The organism is Asaia spathodeae NBRC 105894 (assembly GCF_025994195.1).
Classification (GTDB): domain Bacteria; phylum Pseudomonadota; class Alphaproteobacteria; order Acetobacterales; family Acetobacteraceae; genus Asaia; species Asaia siamensis.
The window spans coordinates 349,336-374,101 of the sequence record NZ_BAPY01000005.1 but is presented as its reverse complement, the minus strand read 5'-3'; the positions used below and the strand labels follow the sequence as shown (position 1 = coordinate 374,101).

Sequence of the window (24,766 nt, the reverse complement as noted above, 5' to 3'; positions counted from 1 at the left end):
CAGGAAAAGCCCTGGGGCCCCAGACAGATTGAGACTTGTGCTGGTGCCTTAAACGGCGAGCAAGGCTGAAAAGCATCTGGATTATCGTCAGCGAAAGGGAAGGCTCAGGCGTCGCGCAGGGCGCTTCTGAGCTTTTCCTCAAGCACTGCCGAGGTGAAGGGCTTGGGCAGGATGTTAATTTTTTCGTCGGTTTCCTGTCGGCTGAAGAGTGCCTGCTCGGCATAGCCGGTAATGAACAGCACCGTCAGACCGGGGCGCAGGACACGCGCGGCATCGGCAAGCTGACGGCCATTCAGGCCCCCCGGAAGCCCGACATCGGTGATCAGCACATCGAACAGGCGCTCCTGATCGTTGAGCAGGGCAAGGGCCGCCGTGCCATCGCCAGCTTCCTGAACGAGGGCTCCCCAGTCTTCAAGCGTCTCGCGCATGGTGAAACGCAGCGTTTCCTCATCATCGACAAGCAGCACCCGCAAGTGACGGAGAGTTTCATCGCCACGCGAATGTTCCGGCTGTTTGGCCACTGCGGGAAGCGTGGTCGCATGGCTCGGAAGCCAGATATGCACGGATGTGCCGGAATTGGGTGTCGAGGCAATGCTGACGCGACCGCCTGATTGCCGGGCAAAACCATAGATCATGCTCAGCCCAAGCCCCGTTCCCTTGCCGATCGGCTTGGTGGTGAAAAACGGGTCGAAGGCACGGGCCATGACATCGGCGCTCATGCCTACACCGGTATCCGTGACCGAAAGCACGAGGTAGCGGCCGGGGCGCAGTCCCCATTCTTCTGCCTGGAGAATGCCGAGCTTTGCATAGGAGGTTGCGATGCGCAGTGTGCCGCCATCGGGCATGGCGTCTCTGGCATTGATCGCCAGATTGAGCAGGGCATTTTCAAGCTGGTTCGTATCGACCAGAGCCGGGCCTATGGCCTGATCCAGTTTCAGTTCGAGTACGGCACCGGGGCCGATCGTGCCGCTGATCAGGTCCTGCATGCCCAGAATGAGCGCATTGATATCGGCGGGCTGCGGGTCAAGCGTCTGACGGCGCGAGAAGGCAAGCAGACGATGGGTCAGGGCAGCGGCCCGATCGGTCGCGCCTCTGGCGGCCACAATATAGCGATCCAGCCCGTCGGTACGCCCCTGCTCAAGCCTGCGGCCCAGCAGGTCGAGGGCGCCGCCGATGCCAGCCAGAATATTGTTGAAATCATGGGCAAGGCCTCCGGTCAGCTGACCGACGGCTTCCATTTTCTGCGACTGGCGCAGCTGGTCTTCAAGCGCGATACGGTCATTGACGTCACGCCCGATCAGATAGATGTCGTCACCCTCGGTGGAGCCGGACCAGTTGAATGTGTGCCATTCTCCATCCTGATGCAGAAAGCGCAGATCAATCCCGTGTTCGAGCTGCCCGGCGCGCAACATGGTGAGGGCTTCAGCAGCGCGTGCCATATCGGCCGGATGCACGAGTTGCTCGATCTTGCTGCCCATCCAGCTCAGCGCCTTGGGGCCGAAGCAACGCTCCCAGCTGGGATTGAGATAGCGCAGCTTGCCATCACGATCTGTCAGTGCGAGCAGATCGGCGCTGATGGCCCAGAGACGGTCACGCTCACGGGTGCGACGCAGAACCTGCTCTTCGAGCGTCTCGTTCATGCGGCGCAGGGCTTCCTGAGCGCGTACCTGCCTGATGGCTGCCCAGCTTCGGTCAGCGACGGTTCTGACGAATGAGAGTGTGATTTCGTCCCAGCAATGGGGGTGGGCGAAATGCACGATGATTACGGCACGCAGCGTCTCGTTTTCCATGATCGGAACATTGAGAAGCGCACTGATCCTGAGGGGCGCGAAAGCCTCGGCCTGTTCGGCAGTCAGCGGGTCGGTGCGCACGTCGTCGATTGCGACGCATTCGCCGCGTTGCAGCAATTCGATATAGGAGCCGTAGGCCCGGAAAGCATAGAGCCCGGAAACATCGGGAAAACTGGCATTCCGACGCCAGCTATCGGTCACATGCGCCAGTTCGCGCTCCCGATCGACATCGGCGAACCCGGCGCGATCGGCCTCTATGGTGAGGCCCAGCGTGCGCGACGTCAGTTCGACAATCTCTGCCTCGCTGGTCAGCGCGCGTAGTTCATCACCAAAAACGACAAGGGCTTCGCGCTTGAGCGTCTGCCGCTTGGGGCCGTCGATATCAAGCAGGATACCAGGGAAATTGCTGATCTCCCCCTGCGGATCATAGGTGCACGAGCCGTTCGCCTCAAGCCAGCGTGCAGGGCGTGTGCCGTCATCGAGCAATCTGAATTCACAGCGAAACTGCTTGTTCTCGCGCAGGGCGACGTCGAGCGCTGCCTCGATATCAGGTCTGTTTTCCGGAGCGGCATGCTGGAGCAGGCGCTCGAAACTGACGCCTTCGGCCAGCTCGTCGGGCGGCAGGCCGAGTGTTTCGGCCATACGAAAATCGCCGCTCACCAGCTTTCTCTTGGCGTCCCACAGCCACATACCGACAATCGTACCAGCGGCGAGAGCAAGCTCTAGGCGTTCATGCTCCTGATTGGCGAGAGTCATGTCGCGCGAGATGCCAAGAATGCGCTCGGGCTTGCCATCGGGCCCCAGAATGGGCGCTACAACGACGTCCCACAGGCGTTTTCGCCCGTCGGCGGTTTCGACGTAATCCTGAAAGTGGCTGGTTCGGCCGGCGCGCGCGGCCTCAATGACCTCAAGCGCCAGAGCGCGGCCGCGCTCCTGCCAGACATCGGGCCAGTAAACGCCGATCATATCTGATGGTGCACACAGATTGAGCACGAGAACGGCGCCATGATTGACGAAGGTAATGACGCCATCGAGGTCGAGAATTTTTACGCAGTCATTCGCACTGACCAGCATCGCATTGATGAAAGCCTGGCTTGTTCTCAGGGCGAGTCTGTCGTCATGGCCGATATCGATCAGCGTGCCGGTGCAATCCTGACCATGGGGTTGTGCACTGATATGGACACGGATCGTCTCATTATCAGCGCCCCGCAGGCGCACGCCCGCCTGCGGGGCGCTGAAAAGCCATTCGACCGGTGACAGATGAGGAGATGGGCGATCATCCTCATGAATGCAGGCAATGAAATCAGGCCAGGTCACACCCAGCCGCAATGCCTCGCGGGACAGACCGCAAAGAGAGGCCATGCGCGGATCGCCTGTGAGCTTGCCGGTCTCGGCACTCCACAGAAAGAAGCCCAGCTGTGCCAGGGGGCTCTTTTCAACATGCGAGGCGGGGTGCGTCTGCACGGTGGTGACTGTCCGGGCAGGGAGGGCATGGTCCCCCCCATAAAGGGCGCCGAGCAGCAGCGCATGGGCGTGGATCGTGCGATCATGACGGCGCTCCATCTGTGAGCGTCGGGCATTGATGGCGATCGCTCCCGAAACCGGGACGCCAAAAGGATAAAAGGACCAGCCGGAAAAGGACTGCACGCCCTCTGAGGGGGTATTGCGCGCCCAGTCATGCTCCTGCCAGAACGCAAGATCGGGATAGCCATGCCTGTTGGGATCGACATGGACAGGTTGCCCCTCACCAATCCGGAGAAGCGAAAAACAGATATCTGGAAAGGCCTCGCGCAGAGGCTGAAGGGCGTGATGGTGGAGCCCGCCGTCGCCGCTCGACGGGTCTGCCCCTGCGTGCTCCATAAGCATCATGATGATCGCCCCCCGCTTTCAGGCACCCCGGCATTCAGGGGGAGGGAGGGCGTCTTCGGAAGGAATGCCGACGGGCCCGCTCAACCAAGACGAGTCATAGCGTCAGAAGCATCAATACGTAAACACGGAATTAAGGACGGCTCAGACTGACGCCGTCAATCCACCGTCAACTGTCAGTATATGGCCGTTGACGAAGCTGGAAGCATCCGACGACAGGAAAACTGCCGCGCCAACCAGTTCTTCTGCCTTGCCCCAGCGCGCGGCAGGGGTGCGCTGACAGAGCCAGGACGAGAATTTCTCATCGGCAACCAGAGCTGCATTCATCTCGGTTTCGAAATACCCCGGTGCAAGGCCGTTGATCTGAAGGCCGTGGCGGGCCCAGTCTGTTGCCATGCCTTTGGTCAGCATCTTCACCGCGCCTTTTGTGGCCGTATAGGGGGCGATGCCGGGACGGGCGAGTTCGCTCTGGACCGAGCAGATATTGATGATCTTGCCACGATTGCGGGCAATCATGTGACGTGAGACCGCCTGGGCAACGAAAAAGACCGAGCTGAGATTGGTCGAGATCAGGCGGTCCCATTCATTGCGCGGAAACTGGTCGAGCGGCGCGCGGAACTGGATACCTGCATTATTGATCAGGATATCGATCGGTCCTTGCTTTTCGACCGCTTCGATACCGGCAATGACCTGATCCTGATCGGTCACGTCGAACACGGCGCCCCGTGTTGCGATTCCTTCCTGCTCGAGCTTGGCGCGGGCGGTGTCCAGCGCGTCAGCCTTGCGCCCGTTGAGAATGATCTCGGCCCCAAAACTGCCCAGACCTTGCGCCAGGGTAAAGCCGATCCCGCGTGAAGCGCCGGTAATCAGGGCGCGTCGACCCTTGAGGGAAAACAGAACAGGGTCGGACATCGCGAATTCCTTCAGGTCGGGGCTCATCTTGTGGGTATGCTAACAGGCTTGCCGAACCTGCCCAGCCGACATTTTCGTGTGGTTTCTTACAAGACAGGGCCCCACGTCGTTTTGTTGCCGCCCCGGCATCTTGGCGATTGTCCGAGCGCACGCCATACAGGGATGATGACCAAGGAAGCGACCTATCTCCCCATTGCCATGCGTCTGGACGATGCACGCGCACTCGTGATTGGGGGCGGGCAGGTGGCCGCCAACAAGCTGCGGCTTTTGCTGGGCCGCTGCTCTGACATCGCGGTGCTGGGAAGGGTGGATGACCCTGAGATCGCACAGGCTGTCGCATCTGGACGGGTGACCCATCTTGGTGATTCCATCACCCTGGAGGCCTTGCCAGCGCTCCTGCCGGAAATGCGGCTGGTTTTTGCCGCGACCGATGATTTTGCGCTCAATCGGGCCATTGCCGCTGCGGCAAGAGAATGGCGCGTGGCGATCTGCGTGGTCGATGATCCTGATCCCTCGACCTTCATAACTCCTGCCATCATCGACCGGACGCCGGTCCAGATTGCGATATCGACCAATGGCGCGGCGCCGGTTCTGGCGCGTAGGCTGCGTATGCAGATCGAGGCGCTTCTGCCCGAGGGGCTGTCTCGTCTCTCCCGTTTCATGCAGGCCCAGCGTAACTGGATCAAACAGGCTCAGCCTGACACGCTCATCCGTCGTCGCGCCTGGGAGAACTTTGTCGATGGTCCCGGTGCCGAGCAGGCGTTGCGTGGTGAGGACGAGGCCGCACGGCGCAGCCTTGAGGAAGCGCTCAGCGGCGTGCCCCGGCAGGGCGAGGTGTGGCTTGTGGGGGCAGGGCCTGGCGATCCGGATCTGCTGACGCTGGCGGCGTTGCGCCTCATGTCAAACGCCGATTCCGTCCTGTACGATCAGCTTATTCCGCCTGCGATCATGGATCGCGTACGCCGCGATGCCGAGCGTGTTTTCGTCGGCAAGAAACGCAGCAAGCACAGTCTGCCACAGGATGGCATCAATGAAGAGCTGATCCGGCGCGCCAGGGCAGGCGAGCGTGTGCTGCGCCTGAAGGGGGGCGATCCCTTCATTTTCGGTCGTGGTGGTGAGGAAATGGAGGCGCTGGTCGATGCGGGCGTAACCGTTCGCGTCATACCGGGCATCACGGCGGCCAGTGGCTGCGGAGCCGCAGCGGGTATTCCACTGACCCATCGCGACTGCGCCCAGAGCTGCGTTTTCGTGACAGGTCATGCGCGCGCGGACGGCACGCTCAATCTCGACTGGGCGAGCCTTGCGAAAAAAGGTCAGACGCTTGCCATCTATATGGGACTCGCGCCCATGGCCGATCTCTGCGCGCAGTTGATGGCTCATGGCCTGCCGCCCGAATGGCCTGCGGCGGTCATCGAGCATGGCACAAGGCATGACCAGCGCGTGCATGTCGCAACATTGGCCACCCTGCCTGCGTTGGTGATCGAACGACAGGTTGTCAGTCCTGCCTTGACCCTGGTGGGTGAGGTGGTCAATCACCGCCGCATAATTCACCATCAAGAAACGTGAAGTTCGTAGATTACCCATTGCACGACGCAGTCTGAGCCATTATGTCGGGCATATTGTCGCAATGAGCGATCAATTGGTGTGGATTTATTCAGTCATGGCCCTGACCCAGACAGAACGGCAGATCCTCGAAAAGACCCCTGAAGACAGGCTGCTGGCACATGCCATGGAACTGCTTCACGGGCGCGTTGCGCTCGTCTCGTCTTTCGGTGCCGAATCCGCCCTGCTGCTGGCCATGATTGCCGAGATTGACGCCGATTTTCCGGTCTTTTTTCTGGAAACGCGCCGTCATTTTCCCGAAACGCTGGCCTATCGTGATGAGCTTGCGGGGTTTCTGGGCCTGACCAATCTGCGTTCGGTCGGGCCGAGCGACAAGGCGCTGCATGACCGTGACCCTCAGGACATGCTGGCCGATTTCGACCCCGATGCCTGCTGCGCCCTGCGCAAGGTCGAGCCGATGGATGCGGCTTTAAACGACTTTGATGCGTGGATTACCGGACGCAAACGCGGACAGGCTGCGACCCGCGCTGCCATGCCGGTATTCGAGCCGCTTGATGACGGGCGCGCCAAGATCAACCCTCTGGCTGCCTGGACCGGCGAGCGCATCGAGGCGGAAATGACCCGCCGTGCGCTGCCTCGCCATCCTTTGACCGCCCTCGGCTTTCGTTCCATCGGCTGTGCTCCATGCACGCGTGCCGTGGCGGAAGGCGAAGACCCGAGAGCCGGTCGCTGGGCCGGTCAGACCAAAACAGAATGCGGCATTCACCTGCCTGCGCGATAACGGAGCATAACATGAGTTTGGCGTCCCCCCGCGTCATGGACGATCTCGATCAGCTCGAGGCGCAGAGCATTTTCGTGCTGCGTGAAGCCTATCGCAAGCTTCGTCCGCTTTCGCTGCTCTGGTCTCTGGGCAAGGACAGCAATGTCATGGTCTGGCTGGCACGCAAGGCCTTCATGGGCCGCGTTCCCTTTCCGGTCATGCATGTCGATACCGGCAAGAAGTTTCCCGAGATGTACGCCTTTCGCGAAGAGTACACGAAGAAATGGAATCTCGACCTGATGCTGGGCGATTGCCCGCCGGTTGAGGAAATCGATCCCTCCCTGCCTCCCGCTGCACGTTCTGCCGCCCGCAAGACGGCCGGTCTGGCGAGTCTGATCGAAAAGCACAAGCTGCGCGGCGTGATTGCCGGCATCCGTCGCGACGAGCAGGCAACGCGCGCCAAGGAGCGTGTGTTCAGTCCTCGCGGTGCAGGTCATCGCTGGGACGTACGCAACCAGCCCCCCGAATTCTGGGACCAGTATGCGACGCCTTATGAAGACGGCATGCATATTCGTGTGCATCCGCTGCTTTCCTGGCGTGAGATCGATATCTGGCGTTATATCGAGCGCGAGAACATTCCGCTGGTCGATCTGTATTTTGCCAAGAACGGCAAGCGCTACCGGTCGCTTGGCGATCAGGACATCACAAGCCCCATCGACAGCAATGCCTCGACCTTGGCCGAAGTCATTGCCGAGCTGGAAAACAGCAAGACCTCCGAGCGCGCCGGTCGCGCCATGGACCATGAATCCGAAGACGCTTTCGAGCGTCTGCGCGTTGCGGGCTATCTCTGAGCTATGGGCGATACCATGACCACCAACGACCTTCCCGCCTCGCTGCGGGCCGCCGCCACGCCGATCGTCATTGTCGGCCATGTCGATCACGGCAAGTCCACGCTGATCGGGCGTCTGCTCTACGACACAGACAGCCTTCAGGATGGCAAGCTCGCGCAGATAGTCGAGAGCAGCCGCAAGCGCGGTCTCGCTGTTGAATGGAGCTTCCTGCTCGACTCCCTTCAGATCGAGCGCGATCAGGGCGTGACTGTCGATTCCACGCGTATTCCGTTCCATCTGGGCGGGCGTGAATTCGTGATTGTCGATGCGCCAGGCCACCGTCAGTTCCTGCGCAACATGATCACGGGTGCCGCCGACGCCGAGGCCGCCGTGCTTGTGGTCGATGCGCTCGAGGGCGCTCAGGAGCAGACGCGTCGTCACGCCATGCTGCTGCGCCTGATCGGTATTCGCCACGTCATCGTGTTGCTGAACAAGTCGGATCTGCTCGATTTCGATCAGGCGAAGATCGCCCAGGCCGAGATCGATGTGCGCGATCTGCTCGGTCGTCTCGAAATCACGGTCGAGGCTTTTGTTCCCGCTTCGGCACGCGATGGCGATAATATTGCCAGCCGTTCTGAGCGTGCACCCTGGTATACTGGCCCGACCCTGGTTGAGGCTTTGGCAGCCGTCCCGGCGCCTGCGTCACGCCTTGCGCTGGATTTCCGTATGCCGGTGCAGGACGTCTATCGCTTCGACGATGTGCGCTATGTTGCCGGGCGTATCGAGCGCGGTGTGGTCCGCGCCGGCGATCGCATCATGATCGGCTCGCAGGGACAGCAGGCAACGGTCGCTGAAATCTGCCGTTGGCATGCACCGGCAAATCCGGTGGCCGGGGCAGGTGAATCGATTGCCCTGCGTCTGGAGCCCGATCTGGTGCCAGATCGCGGCGATCTGCTTTTCCCGGCCCATGAGACCGGAAACGCTCCGATCCGTGCGGCCCGCATCCGCACCCGTCTGTTCTGGCTGCGCGGCGAGCCTTTGCGCGTGGGTGAGAGCTTTACCCTGCGATTGGCAACCGCCGAGCATGATGTCACTGTGGCCTCGATCGACGCCGTGGTGAACCTTGATGATCTGACGCTGTCAGCAGCAGACGAGGTGCCGCCGGACGGCTTTGCCGAAATCACGCTGGCAACATCCCATGCCATTCTGTTCGATCCGTTCTCACCGGGTTACAGCGATGGTCGCGGTGTTCTGGTCGATCGCTTCCAGCGTATTGTCGGTGGTGCGCCGCTGCTTGGTGCGGCTGAACTGCCGGATGGCACGCATGCCATCCATCCGACAGCAAGCAAGGTGAGTGCAGGCGAGCGTCGTGCGTTGCATGGTCATGAAGGGGCCGTGTTCTGGCTGACCGGCTTGCCCGGTTCGGGCAAGAGCACCATCGCACGGGCCGCCGAGGCCGAACTCGTGGCTCAGGGGCTTCGCACAACGGTTCTCGATGGCGATACGCTACGGGCGGGTCTGTGCAGCGATCTCGGCTTCTCGCCGGAAGATCGTCGCGAGAACATTCGTCGCGCCGCACATGTCGCGCGCATTCTGGCCGAAAGCGGTCAGGTGGTGATCGTGGCGCTGGTGTCACCGCTGGCTGAAGATCGTGCTCAGGCAGCGCAGATCATCGGGCAGGGCTTCCATGAAGTTCATGTGGATGCGGCTCTCGAGCTATGCGAGCAGCGTGATCCCAAGGGGCTTTATGCGGCGGCACGGGCAGGAAAAATCCCGGAATTCACGGGTGTTTCCGCGCCTTACGAAGCGCCTGATGCGCCAGCACTCCGCCTGGCGACCGAAGACGAACTCAACGGTACGGTACTCGTTTTCCGTAACTTCGTTCAGGGCGTGGTGACACGCTGAATTCTGCCGGGTTCCGGCGCGATAATTCGTCGTGCCGGAACCTGTCCGAATTTTCCTTCAGGACCTGTTGAGGGCGTATTATTTCCCTTTGGCATATGAACCGCCAAAGGGGCGGGGCCGTATCTGGCCGATCCCTGGATGGCCCTGCTTTCTCACAACAGTCTTCAGGGCGATCAACGAAACACCCTTCGGTGGGCTCAGTCGTCCAGAATGGATGCGAACTGGGCGCCAACATGTCCGGCGGATGGAGCCGGGTGCTGTCGTGGTTCCGGGTGAGTGATGAGCAGGGAGAGGATCGTCTCCGCCCTCAGTTTTTCAGTGGGTGTCGCGAAATCATAGGTGACTTCGCGGGACTCGCGTCGGGCAGCGATCATGCCTGCCCGTCTCAATTCGCCGAGTTGCTGTGACAGGGCCGGTTGGCCGATCGCTGTTTCCCGTTCGATCTCGGAAACCGAACGGGCCCCTTCGCAGAGACAGGAGAGGATCAGCAGGCGCTGAACCTGATTATAGAGGCGCAGGCGCTCGAGCAGAGGGGCAAGGCTTTCTCTGGCTTCGGGTATCATGCCTCATCCTCCCTCAGGCGATAGAACCATAAGGGCGAATTCTGCTCGGACACGCTTTCGGTCGTCAGGGATGCCGGGTCAAAAACGGCCTGGCCCGGCTGCCAGCCTTCAGGAGTCAGAGCGCCGCCCTTCGCGGTGCGCTGCAGGGCCTTGAGCGTGCGCATTATCTCACTCACCGAGCGTCCCACTGAGAGCGGGTAGGTCAGAATGGCCTGCACGATACCCTCCGGGTCGATAATGAAGGTCGAGCGGACCGTGCTGCTGTTTTCTGCGGTCTGGTCGAGCATGCCGTAGGCACGGGCAATGGTCATTGAAGGGTCTTCGATGACGGGGAACCCGATCGTGACGTTCAGCTCTCTTCTGATCGCATCGAGCCATGCCAGATGCGAGGGCAGGCTATCGACCGAAAGCCCAAGCAACTGGCAGCCGAGCGCGTCAAAATCACCCTGTGCCTGAGCGAAAGCCACGAACTCACTCGTGCAGACGGGGGTGAAATCGGCCGGATGAGAAAAAAGCACGATCCAGCGTCCGCGATAATCGCCCAGAGTCATCATGCCCTGCGTGGTGCGCGCACGAAAATTGGGGGCTTTCGATCCGAGTTGAGGGGGCAAGCTGGGCGACGCGTCCTGCACGAAAAATCCTCACCTATCTTTAAGAAAGCGTTTCTTGACGCCATCACCTATCATAGTTACACAAACGACGAAATATCATATTCATGAAATATGAAATAATCAGGAGTGGCACCATGAATGACGTGCACATCGCCCATGCGACGAAGCTTGTAAGAGAGACGCATGAGGGCGCGCTGCCCCGGCCGGTCGTCAAAAGCTTCTTTGATGAGCCGACCTATACAGCGTCACACGTGGTGTATGATCCCAAAACCAGAGAAGCTGCCATTATCGACAGCGTGCTCAATTACGATCCTGCTTCCGGTCGCACGTCCTGCGAGAGCGCACAGGCTGTTCTCGATTTCATTAAAAATGAAAATCTCACGATCGTCTGGCAGCTGGAGACCCATGCCCACGCCGATCATCTCTCGGCGGCGCCCTGGTTGCAGGAGCAGCTGGGTGGCAAGCTGGCCATTGGTGCCGAGATTACCCGTGTGCAGGAGGTCTTTGGCAAGATCTTCAACGCAGGTACGCGTTTCGCGCGGGATGGATCGCAGTTCGACCATCTTTTCAGGGATGGTGATCGTTTCATGATTGGTGAAATCGAGGCCGTGGCCCTGCATGTGCCGGGACACACGCCTGCCGATATGGCCTTCGTGATCGGTGATGCCGCGTTCATCGGGGATACGCTGTTCATGCCCGATTTCGGCACGGCGCGCGCCGACTTTCCCGGTGGTGACGCAAGGCAGCTTTATCGCTCGATCCGGCGCCTGCTGTCGCTTCCTTCCGAAACACGGCTTTTTCTCTGTCACGACTACAAGGCACCGGGGCGCGATTTCTATGCGTGGGAAACCACGATCGGTGCTCAGCGCGAGAGCAATCTGCATGTGCATGACGGAGTGAGCGAAGACGAATTCGTCGAGATGCGCACGAAACGTGATGCGACATTGTCGCTGCCCAATCTCATCATGCCATCGGTCCAGATCAATATGCGCGGTGGGCGCCTGCCGGAACCCGAAGAGAACGGAACGCGCTACATCAAGATACCACTCGACACGCTCTGAACGCTCAAGACCCTGGCAAACAAGACAGTCTGACAAGAGAAAGGCACGCTCATGTCCCTTCGTTTTCTTACAGCGCATTTCGCCGTATCGCCCCAGATCCGCGTAGAGGATCTGCCCGCCCTCAAGGAGCAGGGCTTTACGGCCATTATCTCGACCCGTCCCGATGGCGAAGAGAAAGACCAGCCGAGCGTTGCCGATCTCGGTGTCGCCGCCGAGAAATGCGGCCTGGCCTTTGCCTATATTCCTGTCCGCATGGGCGCCACGCCCGATGCGCACAGCGTGACGGTCATGCGTCGCACCCTGGCCGAGATGATCGGGCCGGATAACACGGGCAAGGTTCTGGCCTATTGCCGTTCAGGCCGCCGCGCATCCGATCTGTTCGAACTGGCGTCGGCCCAGACGGAAGAGCCCGCACCGAAGAGCCAGCGTTTCGATGTTGTGGTGGTGGGCGGCGGCGCGGGTGGTCTCTCCTGCGCGGCAAGCTTGCTGCGCCGTAGGCCCGAACTGCTTGTGGCCGTCATCGAACCTTCGACCGAGCATTATTATCAGCCTGGCTGGACGCTGGTCGGTGGTGGCGTGTTCAAGGCAAGAGACACGCAGCGCTCTGAAGTGGGGCTGATCCCGGCACGGGCGAACTGGATCCGTCAGGCCGTGACAGGCTTCAAGCCCGAGCAGAACCGTGTCGAACTCGGCGATGGCAGCGAGATCCTGTATGACGCGATGATCGTCGCAACCGGCATCAAGCTCGACTGGGCGGCCATTCCCGGCCTGAGCGAGACACTGGGCAAGAATGGCGTCACGTCGAACTATCGCTACGATCTGGCTCCTTACACCTGGGAGCTGGTGAGCAAGCTAGAAGAAGGTACGGCGCTCTTTACTCAGCCGCCCATGCCTATCAAATGCGCTGGCGCACCTCAGAAGGCGATGTATCTGGCCTGCGATGCGTGGCGTCGCAAAGGCGTACTGGGTCGCGTTCAGGTCGCCTTCGACACGGCAACGCCCAGCCTGTTCGGCGTGGCTGATTTCGTGCCTGCTCTCATGGATTACATCAAGGGCTACAGCATCGACCTGACGCTCAAATCGCGTCTCGTTGCGGTTGATGGCGAGAAGAAGATTGCGACTTTCGAGCGCACGACCGACAAGGGCACAGAGCGCGTCGAGCGCAAATTCGATATGCTGCATGTGGTGCCGCCCCAGACCGCGCCGGATGTCATCAAATCTTCCCCCCTGGCCGGTCAGGATGGTTTTGTCTCCGTCCATCCCGACACGATGCAGCATACTGTCTTTCCGAATGTTTTCGCGGTGGGCGATGTGGCGGGCACGAGCAATGCCAAGACGGCAGCCGCCGCTCGCAAGCATGCGCCAGTCGTGGTCGAAAACCTCATTGCACAGCTTTCGGGCCGCAAGCTCGATTACGCCTATGATGGCTATGGTGGCTGCCCGCTGACGGTCGAGCGCGGCAAGATCGTGCTCGCCGAGTTCGGCTATGGTGGCAAGCTGCTCCCCACCCTGCCGGGCTGGATACTGGACGGCAAGAAGCCCACGCGCCTGGCCTGGTTCCTCAAGGAAAAGATCATGCCGCGGCTTTACTGGGATTTCATGCTGCGCGGTCGTGAGCTGTTTGTGCGTCCTGCCAAGAAGCACGAAGGCTGATCCACAATCATGGTTGCGACCCCTTTTCTGCCTGCCCTTGCGTCAGGCAGCCTTGTCGGGCTGGTTCTGGGCCTGATTGGTGGGGGTGGCTCCATCCTCGCCGTACCGCTCCTGATTTACGCGGTAGGGGTGCGCAACCCGCATATCGCCATTGGCACGAGTGCCTTCGCTGTGGCGGTGAATGCGCTGGCCGGTCTGGTGAGCCACGCGAAGGAACATACCGTCAAATGGCGCTGCGCGGGGTTCTTCGCCCCAGCCGGTATGCTGGGTGCCGCGCTCGGGGCACAGCTTGGCAAGGCCGTCGATGGCCAGCGTCTGCTGTTGCTCTTTGCTTTCCTCATGGTTCTGGTTGGCGTGGCCATGATCAGGGGGCGTCACGACGAGGGTATCCCGGGGGCGGCCTGCAATCGCGATAATGTCTGGAAGGTAGGGCTGTTCGGCCTGTGCACAGGCGGATTATCCGGTTTTTTCGGCATTGGTGGCGGTTTTCTGATCGTGCCCGCCCTCATGGCGGCCACGCATATGCCGGTGCTCAATGCGGTCGGGACCTCTCTGGTCGCGGTTGCCGCTTTTGGCGTCACGACAGCCATCAGCTACGCGCTGTCGGGTCTTGTCGACTGGCCGCTCGCCGGATGGTTCATCGCAGGGGGAATCATCGGCTCTCTGGCTGGCACGTCTCTGGCACGCAGACTGGGCAAAGGCTCAGGGGCCACGTTGAAACTGGTTTTTGCGGGTCTCATTTTCGTCGTGGCGGGGTATATCGTCTTTCGGAACTTCTGAAAGTGAAACCCCATGAGCGCCCCTGACCAGAAACTGACCCAGGACGATATTCTTTCTGCGGTCGAAGGCCTTGTTGCCGCCGAACGCGATCTCATCGCGAATATGGCCAATATCTCTGCAGTTCTGTTCGAGGCGCTGCCGCGCATCAACTGGGCCGGTTTCTATCTGCACAAGGAAGGCGAACTGGTGCTTGGTCCCTTTCAGGGGCGCGTCGCATGCACCCGTATTGCGATAGGGCGTGGCGTCTGTGGCACCGCAGCCGCAGAGCGTCGTACCCAGCGTATAGACGATGTGCACAGCTTTCCGGGCCATATCGCCTGCGATGCGGCCTCTGCCTCCGAAATCGTCCTTCCCCTGATCCGTAACGGTGAACTTCTCGGCGTGCTCGATATCGACAGCCCCGACCCCGCCCGTTTTGGCCCCGAGGAAGAAGCCATGCTGACAAAGCTGGTAGGTCTTCTCCTCAACGCCTGAAGCTGCACGCTCGAGCAGGGAGCTGGCGTCCGGCGGCGCCTGATCTCCGGGCGGAAGCGGTATTGTACCACCCCCGTTCTGTTGCATCCCGTTTGCTCAGGACCAGCCCGGAGCCCGGATTGATCGGTAAGCTCACGCCCGGTCCGGACTGTCCTGTCGAGGCAGACCGATCTGCAATTGCCGGTCGCGTTCTCACACGCGGGACGGAGCTGTGCGCTATCGTGGCGCCTGCGCCGGGCTGCCTTATACCCACATAAAGAGGGAGGACCATCAGGCGCTGTTTTTGCGCCAGACAATGATCGAGATCGGGAAGAAGAATCCTATGCCGTCATCGGCGTGGAAGGCCCCCATGCCGAGGCGATCTGTGCCACTGGTGATGTCCTCGGTGAAAAGGGCCTCAAGGCTGGCGCGGTCTTCAGGAGCAACCTGATCGTTGAGTCGCGATTCCAGGCGATAGGCGTGGGTCAGGATCGGGACAAGCCCTGCCTTTGCTCCGAGGTCCAGAAGCTGCGCCCGTGTCAGAGCAGAGGTGTGGGACGGATCTCGCAGTTTCTCAGCCTGATCATAGCCCTGCTGACATGCCGGGTCGGGGGTAGCGTCGATGACAATGAGGCGCCCATCGGGGCGGCAAACGCGCGCCATCTCGATCAGACAATCCAGCGGATTCTGCATGTGATGGAAGCTGTAGCGTGTCACGACCCTGTCGAACCCTCCCTCTTTAAAGGGCAGATCAAAAGCATTGCCGCAGCCGAAGGTGACGGAAAGCCCGCGCTGCGCGGCCAGCTGGCGCGCCTGATCGATCATGGCTGGGGTCAGGTCGAGACCCGTCACGTCTGCGCCCTGCGCCGCCAGAGCGCATGAGACAATGCCCGGACCGCAGGCGACATCAAGCACGCGCATCCCGGGACTGACATCGCAGGCAGCGAGGGTCTGTGCCATGCTCGTGGCCTCGGCATGGAGAGGCAGGGCAGCGAAGCTGGCCGCCCAGCGCGTGAATTGCTCGATGATTCTGGTGTCATGCGAGATCGACATCCTCATTCCTTTCCTGTTTCAGGCAGGATAGGAGGGGAGAGGCTGGCCGTCTGACGCGGTGCGGTCAAAAAAAGGCGGATATCGGCCAGATGAAGATCCTGACTGTCGAGGAAACACAGGCTGTCCTGAAAGAGAACCATCTTGATCAGGTGCAAGCTGTCGGGCTGGCGCGAAAGGAAGCGAGCGAGGCCCTGTTCTATGCCTGGCACGCGCACCCCACACATCAGATCCTGTTTGCCAGAAAAGGGACGACGCAGGTTGAGGGGGAAGCGGGTCGCCATCTTCTTCCGGCGGGACACGCCTTGTGGATTCCCGCGCAGATGCGTCACCGCACGATGATCCGTAATCTGGATGGTGTTTCGCTCTTTCTTGCCCCCGAGGAGGTGGAGACAGATTGCCGGTCCATTCGAGCTTTTCCGGTATCGCCGCTGATTCAGGAAATGCTGTTTTACGCCCTCCGCTGGTCAGAGGGTGTGGGTGATCGCGAACCATTGGCAAAGAGCTTTTTGCAGACACTCGTCCTGCTGTTGCAGGAGGCGATCCAGGCAGCCGGAAAGCAGGACTTCGTATTGCCGAAAGCACGGCATCCTTCGCTTCAGCGCGCTATGGACGCTGCCCTGCTGGACCCCGGAGCCGCCAGCCTGGCCATAGTGCTACGTGAAGCGGGTATGTCTGAGCGGAGCTTTCGACGGTATTTCGACAAGGAGACCGGTATGAACTGGCAGCAATGGATCACCCAAGCCCGGCTTTTTCACGCTGCTACGTCACTGGCCCGGGGAGAAAGCGTAACGCAGGTAGCTGCCGAGAGCGGCTATGCGTCCCAGAGTGCTTTTGCCAAGGCTTTCACGCGATTGCTCGGCTGCTCTCCGGCACGATTTCGCAGCCAGTCAGGCTAGTACTTGCTCCGTCACGGGTTCACGAGGGGCGACTGGCTTTCTGCGAGGCAGTCGACAGCGCCCCGCATTGTGAGTCAGTCCCCCTCACGCGCCTTATTTGCCGGTAGCGGGGATCGTGTTCTCATACCGGTCCCAATGCGAGGCGAGCTCGCGTACCACCACGCTGCCAACCTGATAGGCCGCGTTGACTGATGGAATGAAGGCTGAATAGCCCTTCTCATTGGCTTCATCGGCAAGAAGCTGGGCTGCGGTCTGGCCCGGTGGCGGCATGTCGAAATTGCTCGATGTGCGAAGCACGAGGGCGCGCTCGGGATCGACGCGACCGGCTTTGGCCTGAAGGGCGAGCGCCTGACAGAAGGCAACATCTTCTTCGGCGGTGGTGGCCATGACGCCCTGATTATCGGTCCAGTAGCGCACCCAGCGTTCGGCCCAGCGATTCATGAGTTTGCCGACCCAGAAGGTCTCCCCCGAGATGGTGTCACCCATCATGACCGAAGGTGGTTTCTGGGCGGGGGCATAGCCATGATAGCGGGCCCGGCTCTGCTTCATGCCGTCGCTGTCGGGCAGGGAGATCGCCTTGGTGAGGTCGAAGGCCCATCGGGTCAGGCCGGGGTTGAGGGTGTACATCATGTCGCCCGAGAGCGAGTGCAGCGGCGGGCGGGGCGTTTCGTCCGGGCGGCTGCCCTGAACGGGGGTGAAGCCGTCGGGCCAGTCCCTGGGGATTTCACGCGGGTCGACCAGATGGGCGAGGCCGCCATTGATGACGCGCGGTGCCCAGACGGCCGCCCCGATCGTGCCGAAATTGGGATCGATGCCGGCAATGCCCGCAAGCACGAAATAGCTGTGACGCAGATCGAAACGTGGGTCGAGAATAAGCGCAGTCATGGCGGAGGCCATATGCTCAGGCCCTTCACCGCTGGCGATAGCCAGAACCTGCAGATCGGGGTTGTAATGCATGACGCCATGATCGGTGCCGGGTGCTGGCAGGGTCTGGGCGAGCGGAAATTTCTCGATCCAGTTCTGATACTCGCCCGGTGTGTCGCCTGTATCCTTGCCGATTTCGAAGGTCGTCACGACGACCACACGCACCGGAATCTTCGCTGTGGCTGGGGCGGTTTCGGCTGCCAGAACGGGGGCTGGAGCAGAAACGGCCGCGCCGGTGAAAGAGAGCGCGGTGAGGGCAAGAAGGCGTTTCATCATGGGAGACTTCACTGGAAGAGGGGGGCGTGGCTGATCGTGTTTTCGAAGGTCGCGAAATTCTGCTCGAGCTGAAGCTGCAGACGGGCCTTTTCGCTTTTCCTGAGGAAATCGGCGCAGGCAAAGCTCTGGGGGGCCTTGCAGAGCGTGGTGATATGATCCCCGTCCCACAGGCTGGTGCCGGGGATGAAGGCATAGGTCAGGCTGTTGCGAGACAGGGTCTTGAGATCGGCATAGCTCAGACTCGTCGTTGAGAGGGCCCTGAGATAATCGAGTGTCAGATTGCTGCGCGACACGCCCTCATCATCGGTCGAGAGCACGACAGGCACATGGGCGCGGCGGTAGAGATTGAGGGGATGGGCGCTGCCGCTCACATCCAGAATTTCAGCATTGCTCGTCAGGTTGATTTCCACCGCGACGCGTCGCTCGGCCATTTCATTGAGCAGGCGGATGGGATCTTTCTCCCACAGGATATCGACGCCGTGGCCAATACGCTCTGCCCCCGCAATCTCGACCGCGTCGCGTATATGACTTTGCAGCCCGCTCGCCGGGACAAGGGCGGGGGTGAGCTCGCCCGCATGCAGGCTCAGCCGCACATCGGGATAGAGCGCGCCAAGCTTGGCGAACATCTGCATATGCAGGCTGTAATCCGCCATGGCGACAGCATTGTCTTCGGGGGCCACGAAATTCAGCCCGACGAAACGCTTGTCGTCATGGGCGAGCTGATAGCCCGCATCGAGCTGGGTAAAGACCTGCGCGGGCGTCATGGTGCGTATGGCCTGAAACAGATAGCGCACGGTCACGGCGCAGCCCGGATGGGCGGCGGGGGTGTCGCATTGCATGATATCGCGCGCGTCATGCTCCATCTCGTCCGTGTCATGGCGGGCTTCTGCGACAAGGCGGGGGCGTTCTTCTGCAAGCGCTTCGTGAGCCGCCGCGAGGTCGAGATCATGCAGCGGATGCTGGTCTCCAGCCTTCACCATGGCGCCCAGTCCTGGCGAGATCATGAGCTCGAGATAGACAACATGATCGGCGGCGGCCTGGTCGCGCGCCTGGGCCAGCATGGCTCCCTGATGGGTTGCGAGAACCGGTGCGAAGCGTCCGAAAGTCGAGAAAAAGTGATCGTGTCCGGAGCGATCTGTGGCGGAAGGCACGAAATCATGCATCGACAGGGAATCGATCATGACGGCGCGAGCCTCGTCATGCGCCTTGAGCTGGGCTGCCGGAATATCGCCCGGTGTGGCAAGGCGGCATTTGGTCGGAAGGATGCGCCCCTGCGACAATGACACGCACAGACCATCTTCGCTGGCCCAGTCCAGAAAGCTCTCTGCCGGTATGGCGCCTGCAAGATGGTTATGCAGATCGCCCCCTTTCGGGAAGCTGCGCATGAACAGGGTCAGGCGTGTCGGATCGCTGCGGATATGATCGAAAACGCGCGCGGTCGCCTGAGCCTCGGGCGTTTCGGCCTGGGCAGACAGGATCGGGAAAGCGACGAGAAGAGCGGGTAAAAAGCGGGGCACCATGTCGCGGAACGTGACGAAACCCGGTCGCTTTTGCAAGCATCCCTGCGGGGATATGGATGCTTTTTACAGGTATTTCCTGTTTGTGCCGCAACGGGTTGGCGAACCGTGCCGTGGCGGGTCGAAAAGGCAGTCCCAGCCTCCCGTAAGAAGCCGGGGCGCTGCCTGATCCTGAGGCGTTGCGGCGCGGCTGATCGCTGCTGCCCACAACGCCTCGATCGGCTTACTTGCCGGTCAGAGCGTCCTTGACGTTCTTGGCCGGGGAGTAGCTGAGCTTCTTGGAAGCTGCGATCTCGATCGTCTCACCCGTCTTCGGGTTGCGGCCCTGACGTGCTGCGGTCGAACGGACCTGGAACTTGCCGAAGCCCGGAATGGAAACTTCGTCGCCCTTTGTGGCGGCGTCGATGATGCTGGCCCAGACCGTGTCGAGGGCGGTCTTGGCGTCGGCCTTGGTGCCACCGGTTGCGGCGGCGATGCGGTCGATCAGATCAGTGGATTTCATTGTGATCCTCTTGCGTTTGGAATGGCCGTGGAGCCTTAGGCGCAGTTCGAAGCGAGAACAAGGCAGGAAATGCAATATTCCTGATTGTTCTCTGCCGTCGAATCTCCCAATCATACAAGAGTTTCGGGAAATGGCGAAGGGGCCGCCCCCTCTCATTCCTCTGTTTCCACTTTTTGAAGGGGGCTTCATGCGTCAGTCGGTACGGTTCTATCTGGGGGAGCGCCTTGTCAGTCTGGACGATGTTGCCCCTGAACAGACCCTGCTCGACTGGCTGCGTCACGAAGGCCGCACAGGCACGAAAGAGGGATGCAACGAAGGTGATTGCGGTGCCTGCACGGTCGTAGTCGCGCGGCTGCGCGGTGATCGCGTGGTTTTGAGGGCTGTAAACGCCTGCATCCAGCTTCTGCCGATGCTCGATGGCGCTGCCTTGTTCACCATTGAGGATGTCGGCAGCGCCGGGGCGCTTCACCCCGTTCAGGAGGCGATGGTCACTTTCAATGGTGCGCAATGCGGCTTCTGTACGCCGGGTTTTGTGATGTCGATGGTCGCCTATCGCAATGCGGATGAGCGCCCGGACGATGACGCGGCGATTGATTCGGCTCTTTCGGGTAATCTCTGCCGTTGCACCGGCTATGCGCCCATCGTGCGCGCCATGAAGCAGGCCCTTGCCGCTCCGGATAGCCCCTTTGAAACGGCGCTTCCAGCGCTGGGAGCAAAGCTCGAAGCGTTGCAGGACGGCGAGGATGTCGCGATTGAGACCTCACATGGCGCGATCTTCCTGCCTGCCAGCGCGGCCTCGCTGGCACGCTATCTGCAGGAGCATCCTGAAACATTGATCGTGGCAGGGGCCACCGATGTGGGGCTCTGGGTTACCAAAGCCATGCGCCCCCTGCCGCGCGTGGCCTTCATCGGACAATGCCCGGATCTGATGCGGCTCGAGTGCGATGATGAGGGGCTCCATATCGGGGCAGCGGTCACCTACGATGCTGCACGTGAAGCATTGGCTGCGCTGCTGCCTGATTTTGGCGCGCTGGTCGGGCGCATCGGCTCGACGCCCATACGCAACAGCGCGACGCTCTGTGGCAACATCGCCAACGGCTCGCCCATCGGTGACGGACCTCCGGCACTGATAGCCGCAGGGGCGATGCTTCACCTGCGCCGTGGGGCGGAAAAACGTGTAATTCCCCTTGAGCGGTATTTTCTGGCCTATGGCAAGCAGGACCGGCAGGCAGGCGAGTTCGTGGAAGCTGTCACCATTCCGCCGCTCGCCGAGGGGACGTTCTATCGCAGCTACAAGATCTCGAAACGCTTCGATCAGGATATCTCGGCCGTGCTCGCTGCCTTTGCGCTGCGTGTCGACAAGGAGGGGATCGTGCAGGAGGCACGTCTGGCGTTTGGTGGCATGGCGGCAACGCCGTGTCGGGCCGAGCGTGCCGAGGCGGTCCTGATCGGTGCGAAGTGGCATGAGGCCACGCTCGAGGCCGCACGTCTGGCGCTGGCCGAGGATTTCACCCCGCTGAACGATATGCGCGCGAGTGCCTGGTATCGTCAGACCGTCGCGGCCAATCTGCTGACGCGTTTCTTCGAGGAAAGCCAGGGCGAGACCATGCGCCTCGCCAAGGCCGGAGGGCTCGCTCATGTCTGATACCATTGCGTCACCCGTTGCGCCGGATGGTCTGTCGCCCTCCGCTTTGGCGGAGCCGACCCGCAACATGAAGCATGAAAGTGCCGTACTGCATGTCACCGGACGGGCGCTCTACATTGATGATCTGCCAGAGCCCAAGGGGCTTTTGCATGTGGTGCCGGGGCTGAGCGAAAAGGCGCATGCGCGCATCGTCTCGATCGATCTTGCTGCTGTACGTGCCCTGCCGGGTGTGGTGCGCGTGCTCACCGCACAGGATATTCCCGGCGAGAACCAGACCAGCCCTGTTCATGCCAATGACGAGCCGCTTCTGGCACAGGATCTGGTGCAGCATGTCGGCCAGCCGATCTTTGCGGTGGTCGCAACAGAGCGCGCCATCGCCAGACGGGCGGTGAAGCTGGCGCGTATCGTCTATGAAGAACTGCCTGCCATTCTCGATATCGACAGCGCAAAAGCCAATGGCAGTGCCGTGGTCTGGCGCCCGCTCACCATGGCGCGTGGCGATGTGGAGCCCGCGCTTGCGAAGGCGCCAAGGCGGCTCCAGGGCACGCTCACCATCGGCGGTCAGGAGCATTTCTATCTCGAGGGGCAGGTGGCGCTGGCGCAGCCCGGCGAAGCAGGCGAGATGCGTCTGTGGTCTTCCACGCAGCATCCTTCCGAAACGCAGCACCTCGTGGCCAGTGTGCTGGGCCTGCCCCATCACCTTGTGACCACCGAGATCAGGCGTATGGGGGGTGGGTTCGGCGGCAAGGAGTCACAGGCCAATGGATGTGCCTGTCTTGCAGCGCTCGCGGCCTCACTGACCGGGCAGGCCGCCAAGATGCGCCTCGATCGTGATGACGACATGGTCATCACCGGCAAGCGTCATGACTTCAAGGTGAGCTATGAGGTCGGCTTTACCGATCAGGGTGATATCCTGGCTGTTGACATGGAGCTTGCGGCTCGATGCGGCTGGTCGGCCGATCTCTCCGGCCCTGTAACCGATCGCGCGCTTTTTCATGCCGATAACGCCTATTTCTATCCTGATGTGCGGTTTCGCTCTTTGGCCCTGAAGACCAATACGCAGTCCAACACGGCGTTTCGCGGGTTTGGCGGGCCTCAGGGCATCATTGCCGCCGAGCGCCTCATCGAGGAAATTGCCCATGCCACGGGTATGGACCCGCTGGATGTGCGTCTGCGCAATGTCTATGGCACGGGCGAACGCGATGTGACGCCCTATCACATGGTGGTCGAGGATTCGATCACCGATCTGGTCATGACACAGCTTGCCGAGCGCTGCGATTATCGCAGGCGCCGTCAGGCTCTGCGGGATTTCAACAGCACGAGCCGGACCCTGCGCAAGGGCATTGCTCTTGTGCCCGTCAAATTCGGCATCTCCTTTACGGCCACCCATTACAATCAGGCCGGGGCGCTGGTGCATGTCTATACCGATGGTTCCGTGCAGGTGAATCATGGCGGCACGGAAATGGGGCAGGGGCTGCACACCAAGATGGTGCAGATCGTGCGGCACGAATTTGCCCTGCCTGCCGAGAGTGTCCGCATTACCGCGACCACAACGGGCAAGGTGCCCAATACCTCTGCCACGGCTGCCTCTTCGGGGGCCGATCTAAACGGCATGGCGGTGCTCGATGCTGTCAACCAGATCAAGGGGCGTATGGTCGCCTTTGCTGCAGAGAAATGGCAGGTCCCGCCGGAGCAGATCGCTTTCACGCAGGAAGGCGTGCGCATTGGTGATGAGATCGTCTCTTTCCGCGATCTCGTCTGGCAGGTCTATTTTGCCCGCATCTCGCTCTCGGCCAGCGGGTTCTACAAGACACCGAAGATTTCGTGGGATGCGGCAACAGGAAGGGGGCGACCCTTCTATTATTTCGCCTATGGCGCTGCCTGTGCCGAGGTGACGCTCGATCTGCTGACCGGTGAGAATACGATTGATCGCGTCGATATTCTTCACGATGCGGGAGAGTCGCTCAATCCGGCAATCGATATCGGACAGATCGAGGGTGCCTTTGTTCAGGGGGCTGGCTGGCTGACCACAGAAGAGCTGGTCTGGGATGGTCAGGGTCGTCTGCGCACCCACGCCCCAAGCACGTATAAAATTCCCGCCTGCTCGGATCGGCCGCGCATTTTCAACGTCACATTGCTTGAAGATGCCCCCAATCGCGAGGCAACGATCTATCGCTCGAAAGCCGTGGGTGAGCCCCCGCTCTGTCATGGCGTGGCCGTGCTTCATGCGCTGTCTGACGCCATTGCGAGCCTTGACGCCTATCGTTCCTGCCCGTCGCTCGATGCCCCGGCGACGCCTGAGACCTTGCTTCGAACGATCATGCGTGTGCAGGAGCGCGTGCGGCGTAGTGATGGAGCCTCCGCCTGATCGATTTCGATCTGATCCGCAGCTGGCAGCGCCAGGCTGTGGCTGTGCTTCGCGTGGTGGTTGCCGATGCAAAAGGCTCGACCCCGCGCGAGTCGGGCGCCTTCATGCTCGTCACCGAGACAGCCCAGACCGGTACGATTGGCGGCGGTCAGCTCGAGTGGGATTCGCTGGCGCGGGCGCGCCAGATCCTGCGTGGCGAGGCCGGGCGGGAGGAGAGCCGTTTCGTTCTGGGGCCGCAGGCCAATCAATGCTGTGGCGGTGTGGTGGTCATCCGCTACGAGCCGGTTTTCGATCTCGATGCCGAACTGCGTGCGATCAGGGCGCATCGCCTGTCCTGGCCGGTTCTGGCGGTGTTCGGGGCCGGCCATGTCGGGCGTGCGCTCATTCAGGCGGCATCGCTCCTCCCGCTATCCCTGCGCTGGATCGACCCTCGAGCAGATGAGTTCGGTACCGTGCCCGAAGGGGTAAGGGTCTGCGTTACCGATGATTGGGAGCGCGAAATCGCCAGTCTGAAACCCGGAGACGGGGCGCTGGTCATGACGCCCAGCCATACGCTTGATGCGCTGATCGTGGCCGCAGCCCTCGAGCGGGGGGATCTGGCCTATGTCGGGTTGATCGGCTCCCGCAGCAAACGGCGGCGCTTTGAGGCGGGTTTTCGGGATATCGGGCTCAGCCAGGCGCAGATTGATACGCTGGTTTGCCCCATCGGGGCACAGGGGCTGCGTGACAAGCGCCCCCAGATCATTGCCGCCTTCGTTGCCGCAGAACTGGCTGCACGGTTGGTCTCTCGGTCCGATTAGGGCAAGGTGAGGGGCGGTCGGAGGGCAGTCGCATTTCT

At 61.1% G+C, this 24,766-nt stretch carries 20 protein-coding genes; 12 read left to right on the top strand and 8 right to left on the bottom strand.

Annotation, left to right across the window (positions count from 1 at the left end; all coding sequences use genetic code 11):
• Positions 1–104: 104 nt before the first annotated feature.
• On the bottom strand, positions 105–3,659 hold the full coding sequence (locus tag AA105894_RS06205) for a PAS domain-containing protein (protein WP_267310927.1): 3,555 nt from the start codon (positions 3,657–3,659) through the stop codon (positions 105–107).
• A 141-nt stretch (positions 3,660–3,800) separates the two neighbouring features.
• Positions 3,801–4,568: an SDR family oxidoreductase gene (locus AA105894_RS06200; RefSeq protein WP_267310926.1), complete on the bottom strand. Its 768-nt coding sequence runs from the start codon at positions 4,566–4,568 to the stop codon at positions 3,801–3,803.
• Positions 4,569–4,730: 162 nt separating this feature from the next.
• Between AA105894_RS06200 and cysG the strand changes: the two genes are divergently transcribed.
• The 4 genes from cysG (at position 4,731) to cysC (ending at position 9,626) form a co-directional block, all read left to right on the top strand.
• The gene (gene cysG, locus AA105894_RS06195) at positions 4,731–6,134 is read left to right on the top strand and encodes a siroheme synthase CysG (RefSeq protein ID WP_373316738.1); all 1,404 of its coding nucleotides are present in this window, start codon (positions 4,731–4,733) and stop codon (positions 6,132–6,134) included.
• 94 nt (positions 6,135–6,228) lie between these two features.
• On the top strand, positions 6,229–6,912 hold the full coding sequence (locus AA105894_RS06190) for a phosphoadenylyl-sulfate reductase (protein WP_267311044.1): 684 nt from the start codon (positions 6,229–6,231) through the stop codon (positions 6,910–6,912).
• Between the two features lie 35 nt (positions 6,913–6,947).
• Positions 6,948–7,742: a sulfate adenylyltransferase subunit CysD gene (cysD, locus tag AA105894_RS06185; protein WP_188425364.1), complete on the top strand. Its 795-nt coding sequence runs from the start codon at positions 6,948–6,950 to the stop codon at positions 7,740–7,742.
• A gap of 3 nt (positions 7,743–7,745) precedes the next feature.
• On the top strand, positions 7,746–9,626 hold the full coding sequence (gene cysC, locus AA105894_RS06180; protein ID WP_267310925.1) for an adenylyl-sulfate kinase: 1,881 nt from the start codon (positions 7,746–7,748) through the stop codon (positions 9,624–9,626).
• A 197-nt stretch (positions 9,627–9,823) separates the two neighbouring features.
• On the opposite strand, the gene AA105894_RS06175 is transcribed toward cysC, so the two are convergent.
• Positions 9,824–10,189, bottom strand: a complete 366-nt coding sequence (locus AA105894_RS06175; RefSeq protein ID WP_267310924.1) for an ArsR/SmtB family transcription factor — start codon at positions 10,187–10,189, stop codon at positions 9,824–9,826.
• A complete protein-coding gene (locus AA105894_RS06170) occupies positions 10,186–10,821 on the bottom strand; it encodes a peroxiredoxin (RefSeq protein ID WP_267310923.1) in 636 nt (211 codons plus the stop codon). Before AA105894_RS06170 ends, AA105894_RS06175 begins: the two co-directional genes overlap by 4 nt.
• Before the next feature lie 113 nt (positions 10,822–10,934).
• Between AA105894_RS06170 and AA105894_RS06165 the strand changes: the two genes are divergently transcribed.
• The 4 genes from AA105894_RS06165 to AA105894_RS06150 are packed head-to-tail and all read left to right on the top strand — an operon-like array spanning position 10,935 to position 14,768.
• Positions 10,935–11,861 (top strand): MBL fold metallo-hydrolase, encoded by a 927-nt coding sequence (locus tag AA105894_RS06165; protein ID WP_267310922.1) that lies wholly within the window; start codon positions 10,935–10,937, stop codon positions 11,859–11,861.
• Between the two features lie 51 nt (positions 11,862–11,912).
• The gene (locus AA105894_RS06160) at positions 11,913–13,514 is read left to right on the top strand and encodes a bifunctional protein tyrosine phosphatase family protein/NAD(P)/FAD-dependent oxidoreductase (protein WP_267310921.1); all 1,602 of its coding nucleotides are present in this window, start codon (positions 11,913–11,915) and stop codon (positions 13,512–13,514) included.
• Between the two features lie 9 nt (positions 13,515–13,523).
• Positions 13,524–14,294 (top strand): sulfite exporter TauE/SafE family protein, encoded by a 771-nt coding sequence (locus tag AA105894_RS06155; protein ID WP_267310920.1) that lies wholly within the window; start codon positions 13,524–13,526, stop codon positions 14,292–14,294.
• Between the two features lie 12 nt (positions 14,295–14,306).
• On the top strand, positions 14,307–14,768 hold the full coding sequence (locus AA105894_RS06150) for a GAF domain-containing protein (RefSeq protein ID WP_267310919.1): 462 nt from the start codon (positions 14,307–14,309) through the stop codon (positions 14,766–14,768).
• Positions 14,769–15,038: 270 nt separating this feature from the next.
• On the opposite strand, the gene AA105894_RS06145 is transcribed toward AA105894_RS06150, so the two are convergent.
• Entirely contained in the window at positions 15,039–15,800 is a 762-nt protein-coding gene (locus AA105894_RS06145) for a class I SAM-dependent methyltransferase (RefSeq protein ID WP_267310918.1), read from the bottom strand.
• Between the two features lie 89 nt (positions 15,801–15,889).
• Between AA105894_RS06145 and AA105894_RS06140 the strand changes: the two genes are divergently transcribed.
• Complete coding sequence (locus AA105894_RS06140; RefSeq protein ID WP_267310917.1) at positions 15,890–16,696, top strand: helix-turn-helix transcriptional regulator; 807 nt, start codon at positions 15,890–15,892, stop codon at positions 16,694–16,696.
• 93 nt (positions 16,697–16,789) lie between these two features.
• Here the strand turns inward: AA105894_RS06140 and AA105894_RS06135 are convergent, their stop codons facing one another.
• From AA105894_RS06135 to AA105894_RS06125, 3 genes are all read right to left on the bottom strand, one after another.
• A complete protein-coding gene (locus AA105894_RS06135) occupies positions 16,790–17,893 on the bottom strand; it encodes a purine nucleoside permease (RefSeq protein ID WP_267311043.1) in 1,104 nt (367 codons plus the stop codon).
• A gap of 11 nt (positions 17,894–17,904) precedes the next feature.
• On the bottom strand, positions 17,905–19,452 hold the full coding sequence (locus AA105894_RS06130; RefSeq protein WP_267310916.1) for an adenosine deaminase family protein: 1,548 nt from the start codon (positions 19,450–19,452) through the stop codon (positions 17,905–17,907).
• Positions 19,453–19,636: 184 nt separating this feature from the next.
• Entirely contained in the window at positions 19,637–19,915 is a 279-nt protein-coding gene (locus tag AA105894_RS06125) for an HU family DNA-binding protein (RefSeq protein WP_025840521.1), read from the bottom strand.
• Between the two features lie 187 nt (positions 19,916–20,102).
• Between AA105894_RS06125 and xdhA the strand changes: the two genes are divergently transcribed.
• The 3 genes from xdhA (at position 20,103) to xdhC (ending at position 24,728) form a co-directional block, all read left to right on the top strand.
• Entirely contained in the window at positions 20,103–21,560 is a 1,458-nt protein-coding gene (xdhA, locus tag AA105894_RS06120; RefSeq protein WP_267310915.1) for a xanthine dehydrogenase small subunit, read from the top strand.
• 67 nt (positions 21,561–21,627) lie between these two features.
• On the top strand, positions 21,628–23,928 hold the full coding sequence (xdhB, locus tag AA105894_RS06115; protein ID WP_267311042.1) for a xanthine dehydrogenase molybdopterin binding subunit: 2,301 nt from the start codon (positions 21,628–21,630) through the stop codon (positions 23,926–23,928).
• Positions 23,925–24,728: a xanthine dehydrogenase accessory protein XdhC gene (gene xdhC, locus AA105894_RS06110; protein ID WP_373316744.1), complete on the top strand. Its 804-nt coding sequence runs from the start codon at positions 23,925–23,927 to the stop codon at positions 24,726–24,728. Before xdhB ends, xdhC begins: the two co-directional genes overlap by 4 nt.
• The last annotated feature ends 38 nt before the right edge of the window (positions 24,729–24,766 follow it).

Bases quoted from the DNA above. Each gene is read 5' to 3' on its own strand.
- xdhB (WP_267311042.1), top strand. From the start codon at position 21,628: ATGAAGCATGAAAGTGCCGTACTGCATGTCACCGGACGGGCGCTCTAC.
- AA105894_RS06155 (WP_267310920.1), top strand. From the start codon at position 13,524: ATGGTTGCGACCCCTTTTCTGCCTGCCCTTGCGTCAGGCAGCCTTGTC.
- AA105894_RS06140 (WP_267310917.1), top strand. From the start codon at position 15,890: ATGAAGATCCTGACTGTCGAGGAAACACAGGCTGTCCTGAAAGAGAAC.
- AA105894_RS06160 (WP_267310921.1), top strand. From the start codon at position 11,913: ATGTCCCTTCGTTTTCTTACAGCGCATTTCGCCGTATCGCCCCAGATC.
- AA105894_RS06190 (WP_267311044.1), top strand. From the start codon at position 6,229: ATGGCCCTGACCCAGACAGAACGGCAGATCCTCGAAAAGACCCCTGAA.
- AA105894_RS06145 (WP_267310918.1), bottom strand. From the start codon at position 15,800: ATGTCGATCTCGCATGACACCAGAATCATCGAGCAATTCACGCGCTGG.
- AA105894_RS06125 (WP_025840521.1), bottom strand. From the start codon at position 19,915: ATGAAATCCACTGATCTGATCGACCGCATCGCCGCCGCAACCGGTGGC.
- AA105894_RS06205 (WP_267310927.1), bottom strand. From the start codon at position 3,659: ATGATGCTTATGGAGCACGCAGGGGCAGACCCGTCGAGCGGCGACGGC.
- xdhA (WP_267310915.1), top strand. From the start codon at position 20,103: ATGCGTCAGTCGGTACGGTTCTATCTGGGGGAGCGCCTTGTCAGTCTG.
- AA105894_RS06150 (WP_267310919.1), top strand. From the start codon at position 14,307: ATGAGCGCCCCTGACCAGAAACTGACCCAGGACGATATTCTTTCTGCG.
- AA105894_RS06175 (WP_267310924.1), bottom strand. From the start codon at position 10,189: ATGATACCCGAAGCCAGAGAAAGCCTTGCCCCTCTGCTCGAGCGCCTG.
- AA105894_RS06135 (WP_267311043.1), bottom strand. From the start codon at position 17,893: ATGAAACGCCTTCTTGCCCTCACCGCGCTCTCTTTCACCGGCGCGGCC.
- cysD (WP_188425364.1), top strand. From the start codon at position 6,948: ATGGACGATCTCGATCAGCTCGAGGCGCAGAGCATTTTCGTGCTGCGT.
- AA105894_RS06165 (WP_267310922.1), top strand. From the start codon at position 10,935: ATGAATGACGTGCACATCGCCCATGCGACGAAGCTTGTAAGAGAGACG.
- AA105894_RS06200 (WP_267310926.1), bottom strand. From the start codon at position 4,568: ATGTCCGACCCTGTTCTGTTTTCCCTCAAGGGTCGACGCGCCCTGATT.
- cysC (WP_267310925.1), top strand. From the start codon at position 7,746: ATGGGCGATACCATGACCACCAACGACCTTCCCGCCTCGCTGCGGGCC.
- cysG (WP_373316738.1), top strand. From the start codon at position 4,731: ATGATGACCAAGGAAGCGACCTATCTCCCCATTGCCATGCGTCTGGAC.